13 protein-coding genes and 1 riboswitch are annotated in these 17,968 nt (G+C 41.7%); all 13 genes read left to right on the top strand.

Going from position 1 to position 17,968, the window contains the following annotated elements; genetic code table 11:
• Positions 1-3: 3 nt before the first annotated feature.
• The 13 genes from murJ to cysP all read left to right on the top strand — a co-directional run bounded on the left by murJ (position 4) and on the right by cysP (position 17,968).
• Positions 4-1,521: a murein biosynthesis integral membrane protein MurJ gene (murJ, locus tag ACGTNH_RS16845; RefSeq protein ID WP_394588100.1), complete on the top strand. Its 1,518-nt coding sequence runs from the start codon at positions 4-6 to the stop codon at positions 1,519-1,521.
• 355 nt (positions 1,522-1,876) lie between these two features.
• Positions 1,877-4,231, top strand: a complete 2,355-nt coding sequence (gene nirB / locus ACGTNH_RS16840) for a nitrite reductase large subunit NirB (protein ID WP_394588099.1) — start codon at positions 1,877-1,879, stop codon at positions 4,229-4,231.
• A 37-nt stretch (positions 4,232-4,268) separates the two neighbouring features.
• Positions 4,269-6,455, top strand: coding sequence for an assimilatory nitrate reductase catalytic subunit NasC (nasC, locus tag ACGTNH_RS16835; protein WP_394588098.1), 2,187 nt, complete (start codon positions 4,269-4,271; stop codon positions 6,453-6,455).
• A gap of 74 nt (positions 6,456-6,529) precedes the next feature.
• Positions 6,530-8,947, top strand: a complete 2,418-nt coding sequence (gene nirB, locus ACGTNH_RS16830; protein ID WP_394588097.1) for a nitrite reductase large subunit NirB — start codon at positions 6,530-6,532, stop codon at positions 8,945-8,947.
• Between the two features lie 19 nt (positions 8,948-8,966).
• The gene (gene nirD, locus ACGTNH_RS16825) at positions 8,967-9,293 is read left to right on the top strand and encodes a nitrite reductase small subunit NirD (protein WP_394588096.1); all 327 of its coding nucleotides are present in this window, start codon (positions 8,967-8,969) and stop codon (positions 9,291-9,293) included.
• A gap of 19 nt (positions 9,294-9,312) precedes the next feature.
• Positions 9,313-10,092 carry a uroporphyrinogen-III C-methyltransferase gene (cobA, locus tag ACGTNH_RS16820; RefSeq protein WP_394588095.1) on the top strand — a complete coding sequence of 260 codons (780 nt, stop codon included), beginning with the start codon at positions 9,313-9,315 and terminating at the stop codon, positions 10,090-10,092.
• Between the two features lie 15 nt (positions 10,093-10,107).
• Positions 10,108-10,854 (top strand): sirohydrochlorin chelatase, encoded by a 747-nt coding sequence (locus ACGTNH_RS16815; protein ID WP_394588094.1) that lies wholly within the window; start codon positions 10,108-10,110, stop codon positions 10,852-10,854.
• A 535-nt stretch (positions 10,855-11,389) separates the two neighbouring features.
• The gene (locus ACGTNH_RS16810; RefSeq protein WP_394588093.1) at positions 11,390-11,854 is read left to right on the top strand and encodes a DUF2243 domain-containing protein; all 465 of its coding nucleotides are present in this window, start codon (positions 11,390-11,392) and stop codon (positions 11,852-11,854) included.
• Positions 11,851-12,663 carry a cytochrome c oxidase assembly protein gene (locus tag ACGTNH_RS16805; protein WP_394588092.1) on the top strand — a complete coding sequence of 271 codons (813 nt, stop codon included), beginning with the start codon at positions 11,851-11,853 and terminating at the stop codon, positions 12,661-12,663. The genes ACGTNH_RS16810 and ACGTNH_RS16805 overlap by 4 nt, the downstream gene beginning before the upstream one ends.
• 120 nt (positions 12,664-12,783) lie before the next feature.
• Positions 12,784-14,442, top strand: coding sequence for an SLC13 family permease (locus tag ACGTNH_RS16800; RefSeq protein WP_394588091.1), 1,659 nt, complete (start codon positions 12,784-12,786; stop codon positions 14,440-14,442).
• Positions 14,443-14,454: 12 nt separating this feature from the next.
• On the top strand, positions 14,455-15,654 hold the full coding sequence (locus ACGTNH_RS16795) for an MFS transporter (protein ID WP_394588090.1): 1,200 nt from the start codon (positions 14,455-14,457) through the stop codon (positions 15,652-15,654).
• Positions 15,655-15,933: 279 nt separating this feature from the next.
• Positions 15,934-16,037, top strand: a riboswitch (SAM riboswitch).
• Between the two features lie 132 nt (positions 16,038-16,169).
• A complete protein-coding gene (locus tag ACGTNH_RS16790; protein ID WP_394588089.1) occupies positions 16,170-16,904 on the top strand; it encodes a phosphoadenylyl-sulfate reductase in 735 nt (244 codons plus the stop codon).
• The gene (cysP, locus tag ACGTNH_RS16785; RefSeq protein WP_394588088.1) at positions 16,901-17,968 is read left to right on the top strand and encodes a sulfate permease; all 1,068 of its coding nucleotides are present in this window, start codon (positions 16,901-16,903) and stop codon (positions 17,966-17,968) included. Before ACGTNH_RS16790 ends, cysP begins: the two co-directional genes overlap by 4 nt.

Below are 17,968 nucleotides of genomic sequence, written 5' to 3'. Positions count from 1 at the left end.
ATTATGAAAAAAGCAGTCGTCATACTAATGGTACTTACCATTGTTTCTAAGTTTGTTGGATTTTTTAGAGATGTTATTCTCGCTTATTTTTACGGAGCGTCAGGTATTAGTGACGCGTATTTAATTTCTATGACAATTCCAGTTGTGATCTTTGGCGTTATTGCGAAAGGGATCTCTACAGGCTATATACCGATGTACAGCCGTATCGAAGAAGAGAGTGGACAGCCGCAGGCCATCCGTTATACGAATAATTTAATGAACGTTCTTTTAGTGTTCTGTTCATTAATTGTAGCAGCGGGTTTATTTTTTACAGAGCCCATAGTGAAAGTGTTTGCCAGCGGATTTGAAGGGGAAACACTGCAAACCGCTGTTGGATTCACACGAGTAACAATTGTCGGGATTTACTTTACAATTCTCATCCGCATTTTAAGTGCGTACCTTAACTATAAGAAATATTTTGCTGTACCTAATTTGTTAGGTATCCCAATGAGCATCATCGTCATTTTGTCCATCATGATCAGTTATCAATTGAATGTGGTTGAATTGCTGTCGTTTGGATATGTTGCAGCACTGTTGGTTCAGTTTCTCATCTTGCTGTTTTTCTCTTATAAAAAAGGATATCAGTATAAGCCCACTTTTGATATGAAAGATGAACATATTAGAAAGATGCTTGTGCTGGCTGTGCCTGTTATTTTAGGATCGATGGTACATCAAATTAATCGTCTGGTAGACCGGACATTAGCCTCGCAAATTTCAACAGGGGGAATATCAGCGTTAAATTATGCTACTACATTAAACGGATTTGTCCATGGTGTATTTGTTACTTCTATTGGTACCGTTATGTATCCGATGATTTCCAAGATGGCGTCCAGAAATAATATAGAAGGGTTGAAACATTCCCTTTATCAATCAATTGCTGGAATATCAATCTTAATCGTGCCCGCGACGGTGGGTTCCATGTTATTCGCCGAACCAATTGTCCGAATGTTATTTGATCGAGGAGCTTTTGATGATCAAGCGGTTACCATGACATCGACGGCATTTTTCTTTTACTCTATTGGGATGTTAGGAACTGGTCTGCGTGTTATATTATCAAAAGCTTTCTTTTCTTTGCAGGACACACGGACCCCAATGATTAATGCAGCCATTGCCATGGCCTTAAATATTGTGCTGAACATTATATTATCACGATATTTAGGTCTTGGAGGATTAGCTTTAGCTACAAGTATTTCGGCCATATTTTGTACGATACTGCTTTTCTATAATTTAAGAGAGAAATTAGGTTCTCTGAACTTCAGGAGAATGAGTGTCTCCTTCCTAAAGATAATGGCCGCTTCTATTACGATGGGAATTTTGGCAAAAGTAATATATCACTCTTTACTATCTGTTGTTAATTTTCAATTGTCATTAATAATTACGATTACTGCTGCCGGACTTCTATACTTTTTATTTGTCTATCTATTAAAGATTGAAGGGGTAGAGGAAATGACAACAGGAATTAGACGAAAACTTAAAATTTAATTTGCTTAACGACAGAGCCCCATTTCTTGATGAAGAGGAAATGGGGTTTTTTATTCTTCTATAAAGTAAAGGCAGTTGCCTTGGAAATAGAGGTATCAAAGAATAATAAATTTTAGTTTGAATTTAACGTTAACTTTTCTAACATAAAATCAGAGTGTCAAACTATTGGATAACCGTATGTCTAGAGGAGGTTGGGTATAAATTCCTCTGTATATTTCACTAAATGTTAAGTTTCTTAACATAAAAGGTTACATATAAAAGATGTATATGATATATTTAATTTAAATATTCAAACATTTCGTTCAAATCATAAGTTTAAACCACGAGTGTTTATACATATGTTGGAGGTTTAACGATGAAAAAGCAAAGGCTTGTCATTATAGGTAACGGCATGGCGGGGATAAGATGCGTGGAAAATATCCTAAGAAATAATTCAGAGGTTTTTGAAATCTCGATGTTTGGAAGTGAACCTCATAAGAGTTACAGCAGGCTGATGCTTTCATCTGTCTTACAAGGAGAGACATCTTTATATGATATTATGATCCGCCCGCACAACTGGTATAAGGACAATAACATACAGCTTTTCACGGGAGAAACCGTGAAATATATTGATAAGGCCAGCAAGACGCTCAAGACGGACCAAAATCGTGAAGTCGCCTACGATAAGTTAATAGTAGCGACTGGCTCTTCTCCTTTCATGTTACCTATACCGGGGGCAGATAAAGAAGGGGTTCTTTCTTTTAGAACAATAGAAGATTGTGAAAGATTAATAAATATAGCAGATAAATACAAGAAAGCCGTTGTGATTGGAGGGGGATTGCTGGGATTAGAGGCAGCCAGAGGGTTATTGAATCTTGGCATGGAAACCGAAGTTGTCCATATATCGAACCATATTATGGGGAGACAGTTAGATGAACAAGCTTCATTGATGCTTCAGGAAAAGTTAGAGGCTCAAGGTATGAAGTTTTTGTTGGATAAAGAGGCAGAAGAGATCTTCGGAAACGAGCGGGTAGAAGGAATCCGGTTTAAGGATGGAGCTATCGTAAGCGCGGATTTAGTCATCATGGCTGTCGGCATTAAACCTAACATTCAATTGGCTGAAGTAAGCGGTATTGAAACAGAAAAAGGGATCATAGTTAATGATCTGCTGCAAACAAGCGTCTCTGATATATATGCAGTAGGAGAGTGTGCTGAGCATGACGGAGTGGTTTATGGACTGGTTCAGCCTCTGTATGAACAAGGGGAAGTGTTAGCCAATCATTTATGTCAGCAGCAAACCGATGGTTACAAAGGTTCTTTGCTCTATACCCAGCTGAAAATTTCAGGAGTGGATGTATTTTCAGCAGGGCAGATTGATTCAAGATCGGGAAGGAAAGCTATTCATTACCATAATGAAGTGGAATCCGTGTATAAGAAAGTAGTGTTTGACGGAAATAAGGCAGTAGGTGCTGTCATGTTCGGAGACACAAGGGCGGGCTCATTCGTATTAGACGCGATTGTTAAGAAAAAAGTACTTTCTTCTCAAGATAAGGTGAAATTGTTAGAACACCCGGATCCTAAAGATTCTGCAGTTGCCTCGTATCCGCTTGATAAGCAAATCTGCACCTGCAATAGCGTGAGTAAAGGCGCCATTATCCAAGCCGTTCAGCAGAAAAGCTTAACGACAGCTGAACAGGTAAAAGAATGTACGAAAGCTTCCAGCTCGTGCGGAGGTTGCAAACCCTTGGTTTCTGAGCTGTTAACTTACATTCAAAGCGAAGATTTTGATCAAGAGGTTACGAGTGAATCATCCATTTGTCTCTGTACCACCTTAACGGAAGATGAACTTGTCGAACAAATGCAAATTCAAGAGTTAACAAATTCGAAGGAAGTAATGAAACAGTTAGGATGGAATAACTCCAGTGGATGTGCAACATGCCAGCTGGCAATAGACTACTATCTAGGGATGATCCATCCTGAATACAAAGGTGAATATAAAGAATTACGTGGTGAGGAAGAAAACAAGGCTGTAGTCCAGCGTGATGGTGACTACGCTGTCGTTCCTCAACTGTATGGCGGGGAAATGACGGTTCGTCAATTAAAGAAAATTACGAATGCGGCAGAGCGGTATTCGATTTCACAAGTTGCCATAGGTAACGATCAAAGAATTCACTTGCTTGGTTTAAAACAAGAAGATTTACCTCACTTTTGCGGAGAATTGGACTTACCTCTTTCCTATTCTTACGGAAATCGACTAGAACCCATTCGAACCGATATTGGAAATCACGAATGCCAATGTGACAAACAAGAGGCTTTGCATCTGGCTCAACTCCTGGAGAAGAAAACAGAGCTGCTGCAAACCCCTTACCGCATGAAAGTTGGAATTTCTTCCTGTGTTCATAATGGAGCGCGGGCGACTACGAAGGATCTTGGAGCTATTCGAATAGGTGGTAAATGGGAGATTTATATTGGTGGGAACAGCGGAAGAAGAGCTCGAAGCGGTCAATTGCTATGTGTAGTTGAACATGAGGCACAAGTGGAAAGAATGATGCTTGGTTGTCTTCAATATTACAGAAAATCAGCTCGCTATTTAGAAAGAACGTGGCACTGGATGGAACGTTTGAGTCTCGTTCATATAAGAGAAGCCCTGTTTGATCAGGATCTTTGTGATGACTTGTTACAAAGCTTAGACGCAGACATTGCTCAACGAGATTGCTTTGTTCCAATATAATCGTTTCATTCTATTATGTGAAAAAGGGTGAGTTGGCTTGACTGAATTAATGTTGAAATATTTTCGTAGTAAACAGCAGGAGGTTCAATCAGAGGAAGTCTATGAATCTCAATGCCCGTTTTGCAGTATGCAGTGCAAGATGCAGTTAATCAAACAAAAAGTGGTATCTCGCACGACCTGCAAGACGGTAGGAGTGGACAACCCCACAACGCAAGGGCGGTTATGTGTGAAAGGAATGAATGCCCATCAGCATGCTCATCACAGGGATCGTATCATGACGCCTTTAGTAAAAAAAGAAGATCAGTTTGTTCCAATTTCGTGGGATGAGGCAATGGAGATAATCCGTACTAAATTCTCGAATATACAACAAGAGGACGGGAAGGATGCATTATCTGTTTACGGCAGTGCTTCCTTAACAAATGAAGAAGCATATTTACTAGGTAAATTAGCGAGAGTCGGATTAAAAACGAAGCACATCGATTACAACGGACGGCTTTGTATGGCATCTGCTGCAACAGGAGCAAATCAAAGCTTTGGGGTAGATCGCGGATTTACCAACTCATTACAAGAAGTGCCGTATACGAGGTGCATCATCCTGGCAGGAACGAATATTGCAGAATGTCAGCCTACGATTATGCCGTATTTTGAGGAAGCGAAAGAAAATGGAGCCTATATTATAGCCATTGATCCAAGGGAAACAGCGACCACAGATATAGCCGATTTACATTTGCAAAACAAGCCTGGAACCGACGTCACCCTAGCTGCTGCCCTTTTAAAAATTATAGTAGAAGAGGGGTTAATAGATAAAAAGTTTCTTGAGGATCGCGTTAACGGTTTTGATACAGTGGCTCAGCAATTGGAAACGGTGGATGTAGATGAGTGTGCTGATCGAACGGGAATTCCTAAAACCCAATTGTACCAGGCTGCTCTCACTTTTGGGCAGGAAGAATCCGGTATGGTTTTTACGGCTCGAGGAATTGAGCAGCAGACGGATGGAACGATGGCGGTTCGCGGGTTTATTAATCTATTGCTGGCCACAGGTAAAATAGGAAAGCCGTATTCAGGTTATGGGGCCATTACAGGGCAAGGGAATGGACAAGGTGCGAGAGAACATGGGCAGAAAGCGGACCAGCTCCCTGGTTACCGATCTATTGAAAACATCGACGACCGCTCCTACATCTCCCAAGTATGGGGGATAGAGGAAGAAGAACTTCCGGGCAAAGGCGTCTCAGCTTATGAAATGTTTGAAGAAATAGATCGAGGAAGTATTACATCGATGTTGATTATGTGTTCAAACCCTGTGGTCTCTAATCCTAATGCTCATTTTGTTAAACAGTCTCTTGAAAAACTCAAGTTTCTCGTAACGGTTGATCTATTCCTTTCAGAAACAGCTCAGTTAGCTGATTTGGTGCTGCCTGCTTCTTCTTATTTAGAAGATCAGGGTACTATGACGAATGTGGAAGGAAGAGTCACATTGAGAGAAGCCAGTCACCCGCTGCCTGGAGAAGTAAAACACGACTGGCAGATTATGAGTGAGATTGCAAAAGTGATGGGGGAAGGAGATAAATTCTCTTATCAATCATCTGAAGATATTTTCGAAGAACTGCGAGCAGCAACTCGAGGAGGGAGAGCAGATTACTATGGGATTACTTATGAAAAGATAAGACAGGAGCAAGGGATATTATGGCCGTGTCCGACGTTAACCAGTAACGGAACAGAGCGGTTGTTTGAAGAAAAGTTTGCGCATTCAGACGGAAAAGCTCTGATGTCTCAATTAGAAACTCAATCAGCCAAGAGAAAAGTACAATTGAGTGCTCAATTTCCGCTTTACTTAACAACGGGTCGGGTGATGTCACATTATTTAACAGGAGAGCAAACGAGGAAAAGCCCTTCATTAGCTGCGAGAGAGATTGAATCGTATATGGAGATCCATCCGGATACGGGGGAGCATTATCATGTAAAGGATGGAATGCTCGTTACAATAACATCACCGTATGGAAGTATTGTCGTTCGCAGCAAATGGTCTACTCATATACGGAAGGATACCATATTTGTTCCTTTTCACTGGGGTGGAGAGCAGAATGTGAATCGACTGGTAGCCGATGAACTCGATCCGTTATGCCGAATGCCAGGGTTTAAAGTTACGGCTGTTCATGTTGAGCCGGCTGTAAATAGAGAGGAAATTTTATTAGAAAATAGTGGAGCTCTCTATCAAAAGAAGTAGAATTTATCCGTTTCTGGAATAAATAATAGATGGGACACCAGGGCTGTAAAAATTAATTTGGAGGGATTTGCGACATGGAAAAACAAAAGATCGTGCTGGTTGGTAATGGTATGGCAGGTATTCGAGCGGTAGAGGAAATTTTGAAATTATCTCCTGATCAGTTTGATATCACAGTGTTTGGCAGTGAACCTTATCCGAACTACGACCGCATTCAATTGTCTAAAGTACTTCAAGGAGATACGGAAATAGCGGATATTACGTTAAATACGTGGGAGTGGTATGAGGAGAACAATATCCTTTTATACCCAGGAGAAACCGTGACGACAATTGACACAGAAAAGCAAATCGTCTCAACCGATAAAGAACGCCAGGTTCCTTACGATAAATTAATTATGGCTACAGGGTCAGTACCATTTATGCTGCCGCTGCCGGGAGCTGATAAAGAAGGGGTTACTGCCTTTCGTGATATTAAAGACTGTGAACAAATGATTAAATCTTCGCAGAAATACAAAAAAGCAGTAGTAATCGGTGGCGGGTTGCTGGGATTAGAAGCGGCACGCGGATTACTGAACCTTGGAATGGAAGTAGATGTTGTTCATCTCGCAGATTTTCTAATGGAAAGACAGTTAGATCGTGCGGCCGGTAAGATGCTGCAAAAAGAATTAGAAGATCAAGGGATGAATTTCCTTTTAGAAAAGCAATCCTCTGAAATCATAGGCGGGGATCGGGTAGAGGGCTTAAGATTTAATGATGGAGAAGAAGTTGAAGCTGATTTAATTGTAATGGCTGTAGGGATCAAACCGAATGTTAGTTTGGCAAAAGAAAGCGGCCTTCCTGTGAACCGGGGGATCGTGGTGGATGATCATTTAGAAACGGAAATCCCTAATGTCTTCGCGGTTGGTGAATGTGCAGAGCATAAAGAGATGGTTTATGGACTGGTTGCACCTCTTTATCAACAAGGAAAGGAAATGGCCAAACGAATTTGTGGAGTAGATGGAGAAGGATATCATGGATCTGTTTTATCCACTCAGCTGAAAGTATCCGGAGTGGATGTATTCTCTACAGGTAAAATTAATGAAGATGAAGAAACGAAATCAGTGAAAGTGTTCGATGACTGGCGCGGCATTTATCAAAAAGTGCTCGTGGATAATGGGAAAATCACTGGGGCTGTGCTTTTTGGAGATACAAAAGATGGCAATCGATTATTAACCTTAATTAATAAGGGAGCTTCTATTGAAGAGTATCTGGATCAAGATAAAAAGGAAGAGACTGGAATCGATCTCATAGCCTCAATGGATGCAGAGGAAATTGTGTGCGGCTGTAATGGTGTAACGAAAGGTTCTATTGTAGAAGCGATTGGAGAGCAAGGATTAACGACGGTGGAACAAGTTAAAGGATGCACTAACGCTTCCCGGTCGTGCGGGGGTTGTAAACCGCTTGTTTCAGACTTGCTAGAGTACACGTTAGGTGATGAATACGATCAAAATCAAAAAGAGTCTATATGTGCGTGTACATCATTATCTAAAGACGAAGTCATTGAGGAAATTAAAGCTAAAGGGTTAACACATATTCGAGAAGTGATGAATGTTTTAGGATGGAGCACAGAAGGAGGTTGTTCCAAGTGTAAGCCAGCTTTGAATTATTATCTCGGTATGCTGAACCCGACAGAATACAAAGACGAAAAAGAGGCCCGTTACGTCAACGAGAGACTACATGCCAATATCCAAAACGATGGTACGTATTCGGTAGTACCGCGTATGTACGGCGGGGTAACGAATGCAGAAGATTTACGGAAAATTGCTGATGTGGCTGAAAAGTATGAAGTGAAGCTCATTAAAGTGACAGGAGGCCAGCGGTTGGATCTATTAGGCGTGCAAAAAGAAGATCTTCCAAGTATCTGGGAGGAGCTTGATATGCCGTCTGGTTCCGCTTACGCCAAAGGTCTGCGTACAGTAAAAACGTGTGTTGGAGCAGACTTCTGCCGATTTGGAACTCAGGATTCTATTGGATTAGGGGTACTGATGGAGAAAAAATTTGAAGGGTTGAATACGCCGCACAAAGTGAAAATGAGTGTCTCAGCTTGTCCGCGAAATTGCGCTGAAGGTTCTGTGAAAGACGTAGGAGTTGTTGGATTAGATGGAGAATTTGAAATTTATGTGGGTGGTAATGGAGGAACCCATATGAGGCAGGCGGAGCTTCTTTCTAAAGTGAAAACAGAAGAAGAAGTACTAGATACAACTGCTGCTTTCTTACAGTACTATCGTGAGAATGCCAACTATTTAGAACGGACCTCTGCCTGGGTAGAACGAGTAGGCCTTGCACACGTACAAGAGGTGCTTTCCAATAAGAAAACTTTTATCGAGTTAAACCAGCGCATGAATGAAGCACTGTCTGTTGTTCAAGCACAAGATCCATGGAAAGAAGCCATTGAAGACGAAACGCTACTGAGAGATCTTTATAAAAATGTGAAAGTAGCTGCAGGTTCAAACTAATCACTGAGGAGGAACGAAAATGGAACAAGTATTGAATAAGGTTTTTGTCGCAAAGGTGAATGAACTTCCGGATCAATTAGGAAGAACGATTGAAGCGGGCGGTTTAGAACTAGCTATTTTTAAATTAGCAAGTGGTGACATAAGAGTGATTGAGAATCGTTGTCCTCACAAAGGAGGGGTTCTTGCCGAAGGAATAGTGAGCGGGGAGCATGTATTTTGTCCAATGCATGATTGGAAGATTAGTGTCGTAGATGGAAATGTTCAGGATCCAGATACAGGTTGTGTGAAAACATTCGATGTGAAAGTGGAGAACGAGAACGTTTACGTTTATATACCAGAAAAATAAAGCCTTGAGGAGGGCGACTATGTCAAAAGTCTATTTAGTTGGTGCAGGCCCGGGAGATCCTGATCTAATTACTATGAAGGCACTAAAGTGTATTCAGCAAGCGGATGTGATATTGTACGATCGGCTGGTAAATGAACAATTGTTAGAGCATGCAAAACCTGGCGTCCATTTCGTTTTCTGTGGGAAGCATCCCAAATTTCATATTTTAAAACAAGAAACCATTAATCATTTATTAGTGAAATATGCCAAGCAGGGAAAAACGGTTACTCGTTTAAAGGGAGGCGACCCATTTGTCTTTGGAAGAGGAGCAGAAGAAGCGGAGGCTTTAGCTAAGCAGGGGATTTCGTGCGAAGTAGTTCCTGGCATAACGTCGGGAATTGCGGCTCCTGCTTATGCAGACATTCCTGTTACTAATCGCGAATTGGGGAGTTCTTTCGCTGTTATTACAGGTCATCGCTGTAAAGGAAAGGATAAAGAAATCGATTGGAAAAGTCTATCTGAAAACATAGATACGCTGGCTATTTATATGGGGGTAAGCAACCTCCCGTATATATGCGACCAATTGTTAAGTAACGAAAAAAAATCAGATACCCCAGTAGCGATCATCCAGCAGGGGACGACTGAACACCAACGTGTCGTAACGGGAACGCTGTCCACTATCATACAGTCCGTGGAAGAATCGGGCATCCAAAATCCTGCCATGATTGTGGTTGGAGAGGTTGTGCGGTTTCGCGACCGTCTTCACCAGCTGCTCGCTGCCAATCAAACACCTTTACCATCTCGAGCGCTGGAAGCCTGAAAAAGGAGAGATACTATGCAAGCCGTACTCTATGTGGGTCACGGAAGCCGCGTGAAAGAAGCGGCTGAAGAAGCAGCTTCTTTTATAAAACAAACGATGGAAGAAATAGATGGTTTTATTCAGGAATACTGCTTCCTTGAACTATCACCTCCTACGATTATGCAAGGAGTAAAGCGTTGTGTAGAGAGAGGTGCCACTCGAATTGCCGTAATACCTGTTCTTTTATTGGCCGCAGGGCATGCGAAAACAGATATTCCTAAGGATTTAGAGAAGGTGCGTCAATCTTATCCTAGTGTCACTTTTACGTACGGACGTCCTTTAGGAGTTCATCCGATGATGGTTGATGTAATCGTCCACAAAATTAGAGAAAAAAAGCCGCTGACAGGTGATATGAACATTTTACTTGTCGGAAGAGGCAGCAGTGATCCAGATACCTTGAAAGATGTGCAAGTTATTACTCAATTAATAAAATCAAGGCTGGATGTCCAATCGGTTGATTACTGTTTCTTAGCAGCTGCTCAACCTCGTTTTCACCAAAAAATTGCAGATACAGCCTTGGCCGGAAAGAAAAATGTTATCATTCTTCCTTATTTATTATTTACAGGAATCTTAATGAAGGAAGTAAAAAGCGCTGTAGCTCAGCTTCCTTTACAAAAAGATCAAAACTTTGTCATATGTGACTATTTAAACGGCCATCCTCATTTAAATCAGTTACTGAAAGAAAGGGTATTAGAAGCTGTTCAAGAAAAAGTAAGTTTTTGAAAAAGAATTAATCGTTTAGTCCAATACTTGGGAAGACTTTCGGAGAAGCAGTTCGGTTCCTCCCTTATAGTATAGAGAAAAGGAGTCACTTTCCACGGGGTATAACGGAAAGTCTTCTCTGTGACTATTTATAATAATTGTTACACGGAACCACCGTATAATCGGTGCCCTGCTGAATTTTCTAATTCCATAAGGGCACGGCTTGTCCTTTTTTGTATTCTTTTATCGAAAAAGGGTTTTAGGAAACGGCGAGACTCCTGAGGAGAGACGAATAAGGTGTGACCCCGGAAGGCATAAGCCTGAGGAGGCACACCATTCGCCCGGGGAAAGCGAGTCGTTTCCTAAAACTCTTTACTCTGCCTAACGCAAGAAATCTTTACATTCTTAAGAAAAAATCCTTCTATAAAAAAGTCCAAGCATTATTATGAAGCTTGGACTTTTTTATAGAAAATAACGATTAAGAATTTAATATGTTTACAGGAAGATGTTGGGGGAATCCTTTAATTACAACTTGTAATCAAAGGAGGGCCCTAACGTGGTAAATCAATATTCCTATTTATCCCGCAATTTGTGGTCAGGCTTTTTATTTGGCATTGGAATCGTCGCTTTTTTAGATGAAACACTCTTTCACCAATTATTACACTGGCACCATTTCTATGACCAATCGACCACGAATGTGGGTCTCGTTTCCGATGGGTTTTTCCACGCATTCAGCTGGTTTGCGACTATCGCAGGCCTGTTTCTGTTTGCTGATTTGCGGAGAAGAAAGGCACTATGGATGAAGAGATGGTGGGGAGGGATCTTTCTTGGGGCAGGTGCTTTCCAATTATACGATGGAATCATTCAACATAAATTAATGCGGATTCACCAGATTCGATATGTAGATCATGTGATCATTTACGATATTGTCTGGAATGTGATTGCGCTTTTTATGATTATTGCTGGTGTAGTCCTGCTTTTGCAGACACGTCGCAAAGCAAAAGTGGAGGCTGAGGTATGAGACATCATCACGGCGGTTCATCCATAGCTGGAGGGGAATTTCTTTTTACTCAAATCCTTCTATCCTTACCCTTTATCGTTGGACTCGCTGTGTATGGAACAGCACTCTATATTTCAAAGAAGAAAGAGAGAGAATGGCCGCTTTTCCGGTCAATTCTATGGACGATTGGGAGTGTGCTTGGCCTGGTCTCAGTCAGCGGTCCCCTTGCTCAAAGGGCTCTTACAGACTTTACAGCCCATATGACGGGTCACTTGCTTTTAGGCATGCTGGCGCCATTACTAATGGTATTAGCTGCCCCTATGACTCTGGCTTTAAGAGCACTGCCTGTGCAAGAGGCAAAGTGGATGACAAAGTTATTAAGGACTTGGCCGGTACGTATCGTAACTGATCCTCTGGCAGCATCCTTGCTGAATGTTGGAGGCTTGTGGCTGTTGTACACAACGGATGCGTATGCGCTTATGCACCAAAGTTTATGGCTGCATATTTTCATCCATTTACACGTGTTTATTGCAGGATATTTATTTACTGTATCTATGATTTATATTGATCCTGTCGCTCACAGAAGAAGCTATTTGTATCGAGCGGTTGTGTTGATAACAGCTTTAGCTGGTCACGGCATATTGTCCAAATATATCTACGGCAACCCTCCTGAAGGTGTACCGGCAGAGCAGGCTGAGGCTGGAGGAATGCTCATGTATTATGGTGGAGATGCTATTGACCTCGTCATCATTTTTATCTTATGTCTGCATTGGTACCGAACGGCTCGTCCTCGACCGTTAAAAGAAAAAACGAACTACCAGACAATTTAAAGCCTTGATTAATGAAAAAGACATGCCTCTAAATAACTATATATTCCCATGACGTAGTGTGGTAAATTTGACGATATATTTGAATTTTCATTTTTTTTTGACAGAAATGGAGGACTACAGATGCAGAATTATTCTCATTTAAAAAATTATTGGCAGCGTCTTTGGCATATGCATGAAGAAGCAAAGAATTTGATGAAGTTTACAGTAACGGGAAGTTCTGATAACCTCCCTGGTCAAAATAGGGACGTAAAGCATGAAGAGGATAACCATTCAAACGGTTCCGGCCCTCCTTTTGATACACGTCAGAAGATCGGACTGTTTTTAGGTCCTGTTTTGTTTGCGCTTACATTGCTGTTTTTTGAAGCAGAAGGTCTTTCGCAAAGCGCAGTTGCTATCCTGGCCAGTACATTATGGATAGCTACATGGTGGATTACGGAAGCGATGCCGATTCCTGCGACATCATTGCTCCCGCTCATTTTATTTCCGCTTACAGGCGGCCTGAATGGGGGAGATACAGCATCTTCTTATGGTGATAACACTATCTTTTTATTTATGGGAGGATTTTTAATTGCCTTATCCATGCAGAAATGGTATTTACATAAGCGCATTGCGCTAGTCATAATCTCGTGGATAGGGACTAGTACAGAACGTATTGTACTAGGTTTCATGGTGGCTACAGGTTTTTTATCAATGTGGATTTCAAATACAGCGACTGCCATGATGATGGTTCCGATTGGTCTAGCCGTTATTTATCAATCTTCTGAACAGTTGAAAAAACAAGGAGAAGGAACCGTCGATCATTCATCGTTTAATTTTGGTAAAGTTACGATGCTCGGGATTGCTTATAGTGCTTCAATTGGAGGATTAGCCACTTTAATAGGAACACCTCCTAATACAATTTTCCGGGGCGTTGTGGAAAATCAGTATGGTATAGAAATTTCTTTCGCCGGCTGGATGGCCTTTGGTGTACCGCTGACGATTATATTTATGGCCATCGCCTGGATTTATTTAGTGAAAATGGCCTACCCAATGAAAATAAAAGAATTGCCCGGCGGAAAAGAAGTTATTTCTAAAGAACGCAAAGCTTTAGGAGCGATGTCTTCAGAAGAGAAAGTCGTCATGACAGTTTTTACTCTAACAGCAGTCGCATGGATATTACGTTCTTTTGTATTAGAAAATATAAATGAAAATATCGATGATACGATTATTGCCATGATGGCCGCTCTTATTTTATTTCTTATTCCATCAAAAAATAAAAAAGGCGACTTCATTTTGGACTGGGACACGGCCAAAGGACTGCCCTGGGGGATTCTTCTTTTGTTTGGTGCTGGACTGGCGATTGCTTCTGGATTTGAAGCGTCAGGCTTAGCGGAATGGATAGGAACCCAGCTTACGATTTTAGAAGGAGTTAATTTCATTTTGATTCTGGCTATTGTAACAGCGCTCGTTATCTTCTTAACTGAAATTACTTCTAATACGGCAACGGCAACGATGATGTTCCCTATAATGGCTTCATTAGCCGCTGCTATTAATGTCCACCCCTACAGTCTTATGATTGGAGCTGGCGTTGCAGCGAGTTGCGCCTTTATGCTTCCTGTTGCCACTCCTCCAAACGCCGTTGTTTTTGGATCCGGCTATCTGAGGATCCCTGATATGGCAAAAGCGGGTATCTTTCTAAACGTGTTCGCAGTTATCCTTGTTACGATTGCCATTTACTTTTACTTGCCGCTCGTCTGGGGCATTGATTTAACCTCTTTCCCAGAACAGTTTAGAAATTAAAGGATGATGATCGTGAAGGATTTTGGTGGGAAAAAAGAAAAACCTTATACACCTAAAGAACCAGCATTTTGGCGGGTAACAATCGCCTTAATGCTGGCTTCTTTGTTGGTGTTTTCCACGCTTTATGTATTCCAGCCGCTGCTTCCTGTATTCGTCGATGAATTTCAAGTTACAGCCACGCAGTCAAGCTTCCTTGTGTCTTCGGCGGTCATATCTATGGTGGCTGGATTATTTATTTTAGGTTTTTTGGCAGATCGGTATGGGCGTTTGCTGCTTATGCACGTTTCTTTAGGGATGACAGTTTTACTGTTATTTGCCATGCCTTTTACTCCTTCTTTTGAAGCTTTGGTAGGACTGCGTCTGCTTCAGGGTTTTTTCCTTGCAGGTGTACCAGCTGCGGCTATGGGATATCTAGGAGAAGAGGTTTCTCCTCAGCACCTTGGCCTGGCTGTAACATTGTATATTTCAAGTAATGCTCTTGGAGGGATGGGGGGCCGGGTAGCAGCGGGCTACCTGACGGATATTTTAGACTGGAACACTACTTTGCTCATCATGTCTGGGTTTGGAATAGTGGCAGCCACATTGTTTATTTTGCTGCTTCCTAAAGAGAGATTTTACGTAAAACAGAAAACGCCGTTACGCAAGGATTTGCAGGGCATGCTTGTCCATTTAAAAGATACACATATGCTCGTCCTCTTTCTCATGGGACTATTACTTCAAATCGTTTTCACTGCAGTTTGGACTTATTTGCCGTTCTATCTGCAGGCTGATCCGTTTAACTGGCCGCTAAAATGGATTTCATTTACGTACTTTGCCTATGGCTTTGGCGTGCTGGCCCCGCCTTTAGCTGGGAGGTTATCTATGAAAATTGGTTTGCCAAAGGTAATGATCGCCGGATTGTTTGTCTTACTTGCTGGTGTGTGGATGACAACTCTCCCTATGCCCCCCGTCATCTTAATAGGACTTGCGGTGATTTGTATGGGTTTCTTCGTTGCTCACTCCATGGCAGCTGCTTTAGTTAGTAAGACAGCATCACATCATCGAAGCGGGGCTTCAGGGTTTTATTTAATCAGCTATTATATCGGAGTCGCCATAGGAAGTACGGCAATCGGGGCGTTATGGGAACAGTTTATGTGGTGGGGAATTACAGCGACAAGTCTAGTTTTAATACTTGTGTTTGCCTGTATTCCTATGTATAAAAAAATGGCGTAATCTCTGTCTGTCATTTCGGACATTTTCTGTATGCTCGTCCTGCAGGAGATGTCACTTTTTCTGTTCCTTTTTATATAATGAGATGTACAAAACCATCTTTTTTTACAAGCTGAGAGAGCGTTTTTGGTTTCTCAAAAATTTTTTTAAATTTTTTAAAACCGACTAAAACACTAGGAATAAAAGGGTTTTGGGCGTTGAAGGGCGTTAAATCGCCAAAAAACCCCTTTGACAGCTTCAAATTCATCCTGTATATTTCCATTTAATCACATAAAAATATTTTTCTTATCCAGAGAGGTGGAGGGACTGGCCCGACGAATCCTCGGCAACAGACTTAAAAAGTACTGTGCTAACTCCAGCAGGCATCACCGCTTGATAGATAAGAAGAGACCGAGATCGGTATTCTCATCCTCTTCTTATTAGATGAATAAGAAGAGGATTTTCTTATATGACTGACTAGAGACAGTAGATCAGTAAAATCGGGCGAAGGAATTTTCTCTTTATAGGAGGGCTACACATTGACTCATGAACAGATAACTTATGAAACGTTTATCAACGATCCTTTTACTGATTTTCAACCACATGATCAGACGAAAGGTGCATTAACGATATTAGAATGGGCGTACAACTCTTATGATGACATTGTTTACGCATGCAGCTTTGGTGCGGAAGGAATTGTCTTGATTGATTTAATCTCAAGAGTGAAGAAAGACGCTCACATTGTATTTCTAGATACAGATGTTCACTTCCAAGAAACGTATGAGCTGATTGACCGCATAAAAGCACGTTTCCCTGACCTGCAGATCACAATGAAAAAACCGAAGCTGACGCTGCAGGAACAAGCTGATAAGCACGGGGATCAGCTGTGGAATTCAAATCCTGATCATTGCTGCTATATTCGAAAAATTAAACCGTTAGAAGAAGCATTGAGTGGAGCGACAGCCTGGGTTTCCGGCTTAAGACGCGAGCAATCACTCAGTCGTAGTAAAACGGACTTCGTTAATAAAGACGAACGTTTTCGTTCCGTAAAAGTATGTCCTCTGATTCACTGGACATGGGAAGATGTCTGGAACCATATTAAAGAAAACAATCTTCCTTACAACGATCTGCACGATCAAGGATATGCAAGCATAGGGTGCATGCCATGTACAACACCATCCGATGATCCTCATGATCGCTCAGGAAGGTGGGAAGGCTTTGGAAAAACCGAGTGTGGCTTACACACGGTTTCAAGTCAGGATAATCAATCATGACGCTCGTCATTTTGAGTCTCATCATTGCTTATTTTTACGCCTTTAATGTTGGGGCGAGCGGATCGGCCGCTACAATGGGGATTGCTTATGGAGCTCGAGTGATTAACAAAAAATGGATTGCACTGCTGTTAAGCGGAATTGGCTGCCTGTTTGGAGCATTGTGGGGCGGAGAAGTGGTAGAGACGATTGGTAAAGGTCTCATTCCTGAAAGCCTGCTGACGGTTGAAGCTGCAGTAATCATTCTATTCGTTTCAGCGCTTACGCTGTTTGTAACGAACTTATTAGGAATCCCGCTTTCCACAAGTGAAGTGACAGTCGGTTCGATTGTAGGAGTAAGCATTTCTCTTCAACAGCTTTATTTAAGTAAATTAGTCGATATTATATTGTTTTGGGTTTTTGTTCCTTTGGCAGCCTTTCTGCTTACTTTCCTTTTTGGACTGCTGAAAGAGCGTTTTAAACCGAAGAAGTTGAAATCGAAAAAGCTGACGGTCGCTCTTTCTGTTTTGCTCATTATTACAGGATTTCTGGAGGCGATTGCTGCTGGGATGAATAATGTGGCTAGTGCAGTCGGTCCTCTTGTCGGAGCAGATGTATTAAATAAAGGAACAGGTTTACTGACAGGCGGCCTGTTTATGGCTCTTGGAGCTTTATTATTAGGCAGCAGAGTTTTAGAAACAAACGGAAAGCGGATCTCTCATTTGTCGCTCTCAGACGGAGTCGTTATCTCCGGGACCTCTGGCTTTCTTGTCATTGGAGCCTCGTTGTTAGGGATTCCAATTCCAATGACTCAAGTAACGACCTCAGGCATTGTGGGTGCAGGAGCCACGAAAGACTGGCGCGGAATTTGGAGAAATAAAGTGATTCACAGGATTGCTAAAGTATGGGTCACATCTCCATTAATCTCGCTTGTGATGGCCTTTTGTTTAACAGAAATTTTTCTTATGTCCAAAGTATCCACGGTCATTATTATATCCAGCGGAATTTTTGCTACATTAGTACTTACGAATTTTGGAAGGTCAACGTTAGTAAAAAAAGCACGGCAACCACTTAAGGAGGAATTTTAA

The sequence above is a fragment of the Halobacillus sp. B23F22_1 genome (genome assembly GCF_043497005.1).
Lineage (GTDB): Bacteria > Bacillota > Bacilli > Bacillales > Halobacillaceae > Halobacillus_A.
Note: the sequence above shows the minus strand (reverse complement) of the source record. Positions and strands in the feature narration are given on the sequence as shown.

Bases quoted from the DNA above. Each gene is read 5' to 3' on its own strand.
- nirD (WP_394588096.1), top strand. From the start codon at position 8,967: ATGGAACAAGTATTGAATAAGGTTTTTGTCGCAAAGGTGAATGAACTT.
- ACGTNH_RS16815 (WP_394588094.1), top strand. From the start codon at position 10,108: ATGCAAGCCGTACTCTATGTGGGTCACGGAAGCCGCGTGAAAGAAGCG.
- ACGTNH_RS16805 (WP_394588092.1), top strand. From the start codon at position 11,851: ATGAGACATCATCACGGCGGTTCATCCATAGCTGGAGGGGAATTTCTT.
- ACGTNH_RS16800 (WP_394588091.1), top strand. From the start codon at position 12,784: ATGCAGAATTATTCTCATTTAAAAAATTATTGGCAGCGTCTTTGGCAT.
- nirB (WP_394588099.1), top strand. From the start codon at position 1,877: ATGAAAAAGCAAAGGCTTGTCATTATAGGTAACGGCATGGCGGGGATA.
- cobA (WP_394588095.1), top strand. From the start codon at position 9,313: ATGTCAAAAGTCTATTTAGTTGGTGCAGGCCCGGGAGATCCTGATCTA.
- cysP (WP_394588088.1), top strand. From the start codon at position 16,901: ATGACGCTCGTCATTTTGAGTCTCATCATTGCTTATTTTTACGCCTTT.
- nirB (WP_394588097.1), top strand. From the start codon at position 6,530: ATGGAAAAACAAAAGATCGTGCTGGTTGGTAATGGTATGGCAGGTATT.
- murJ (WP_394588100.1), top strand. From the start codon at position 4: ATGAAAAAAGCAGTCGTCATACTAATGGTACTTACCATTGTTTCTAAG.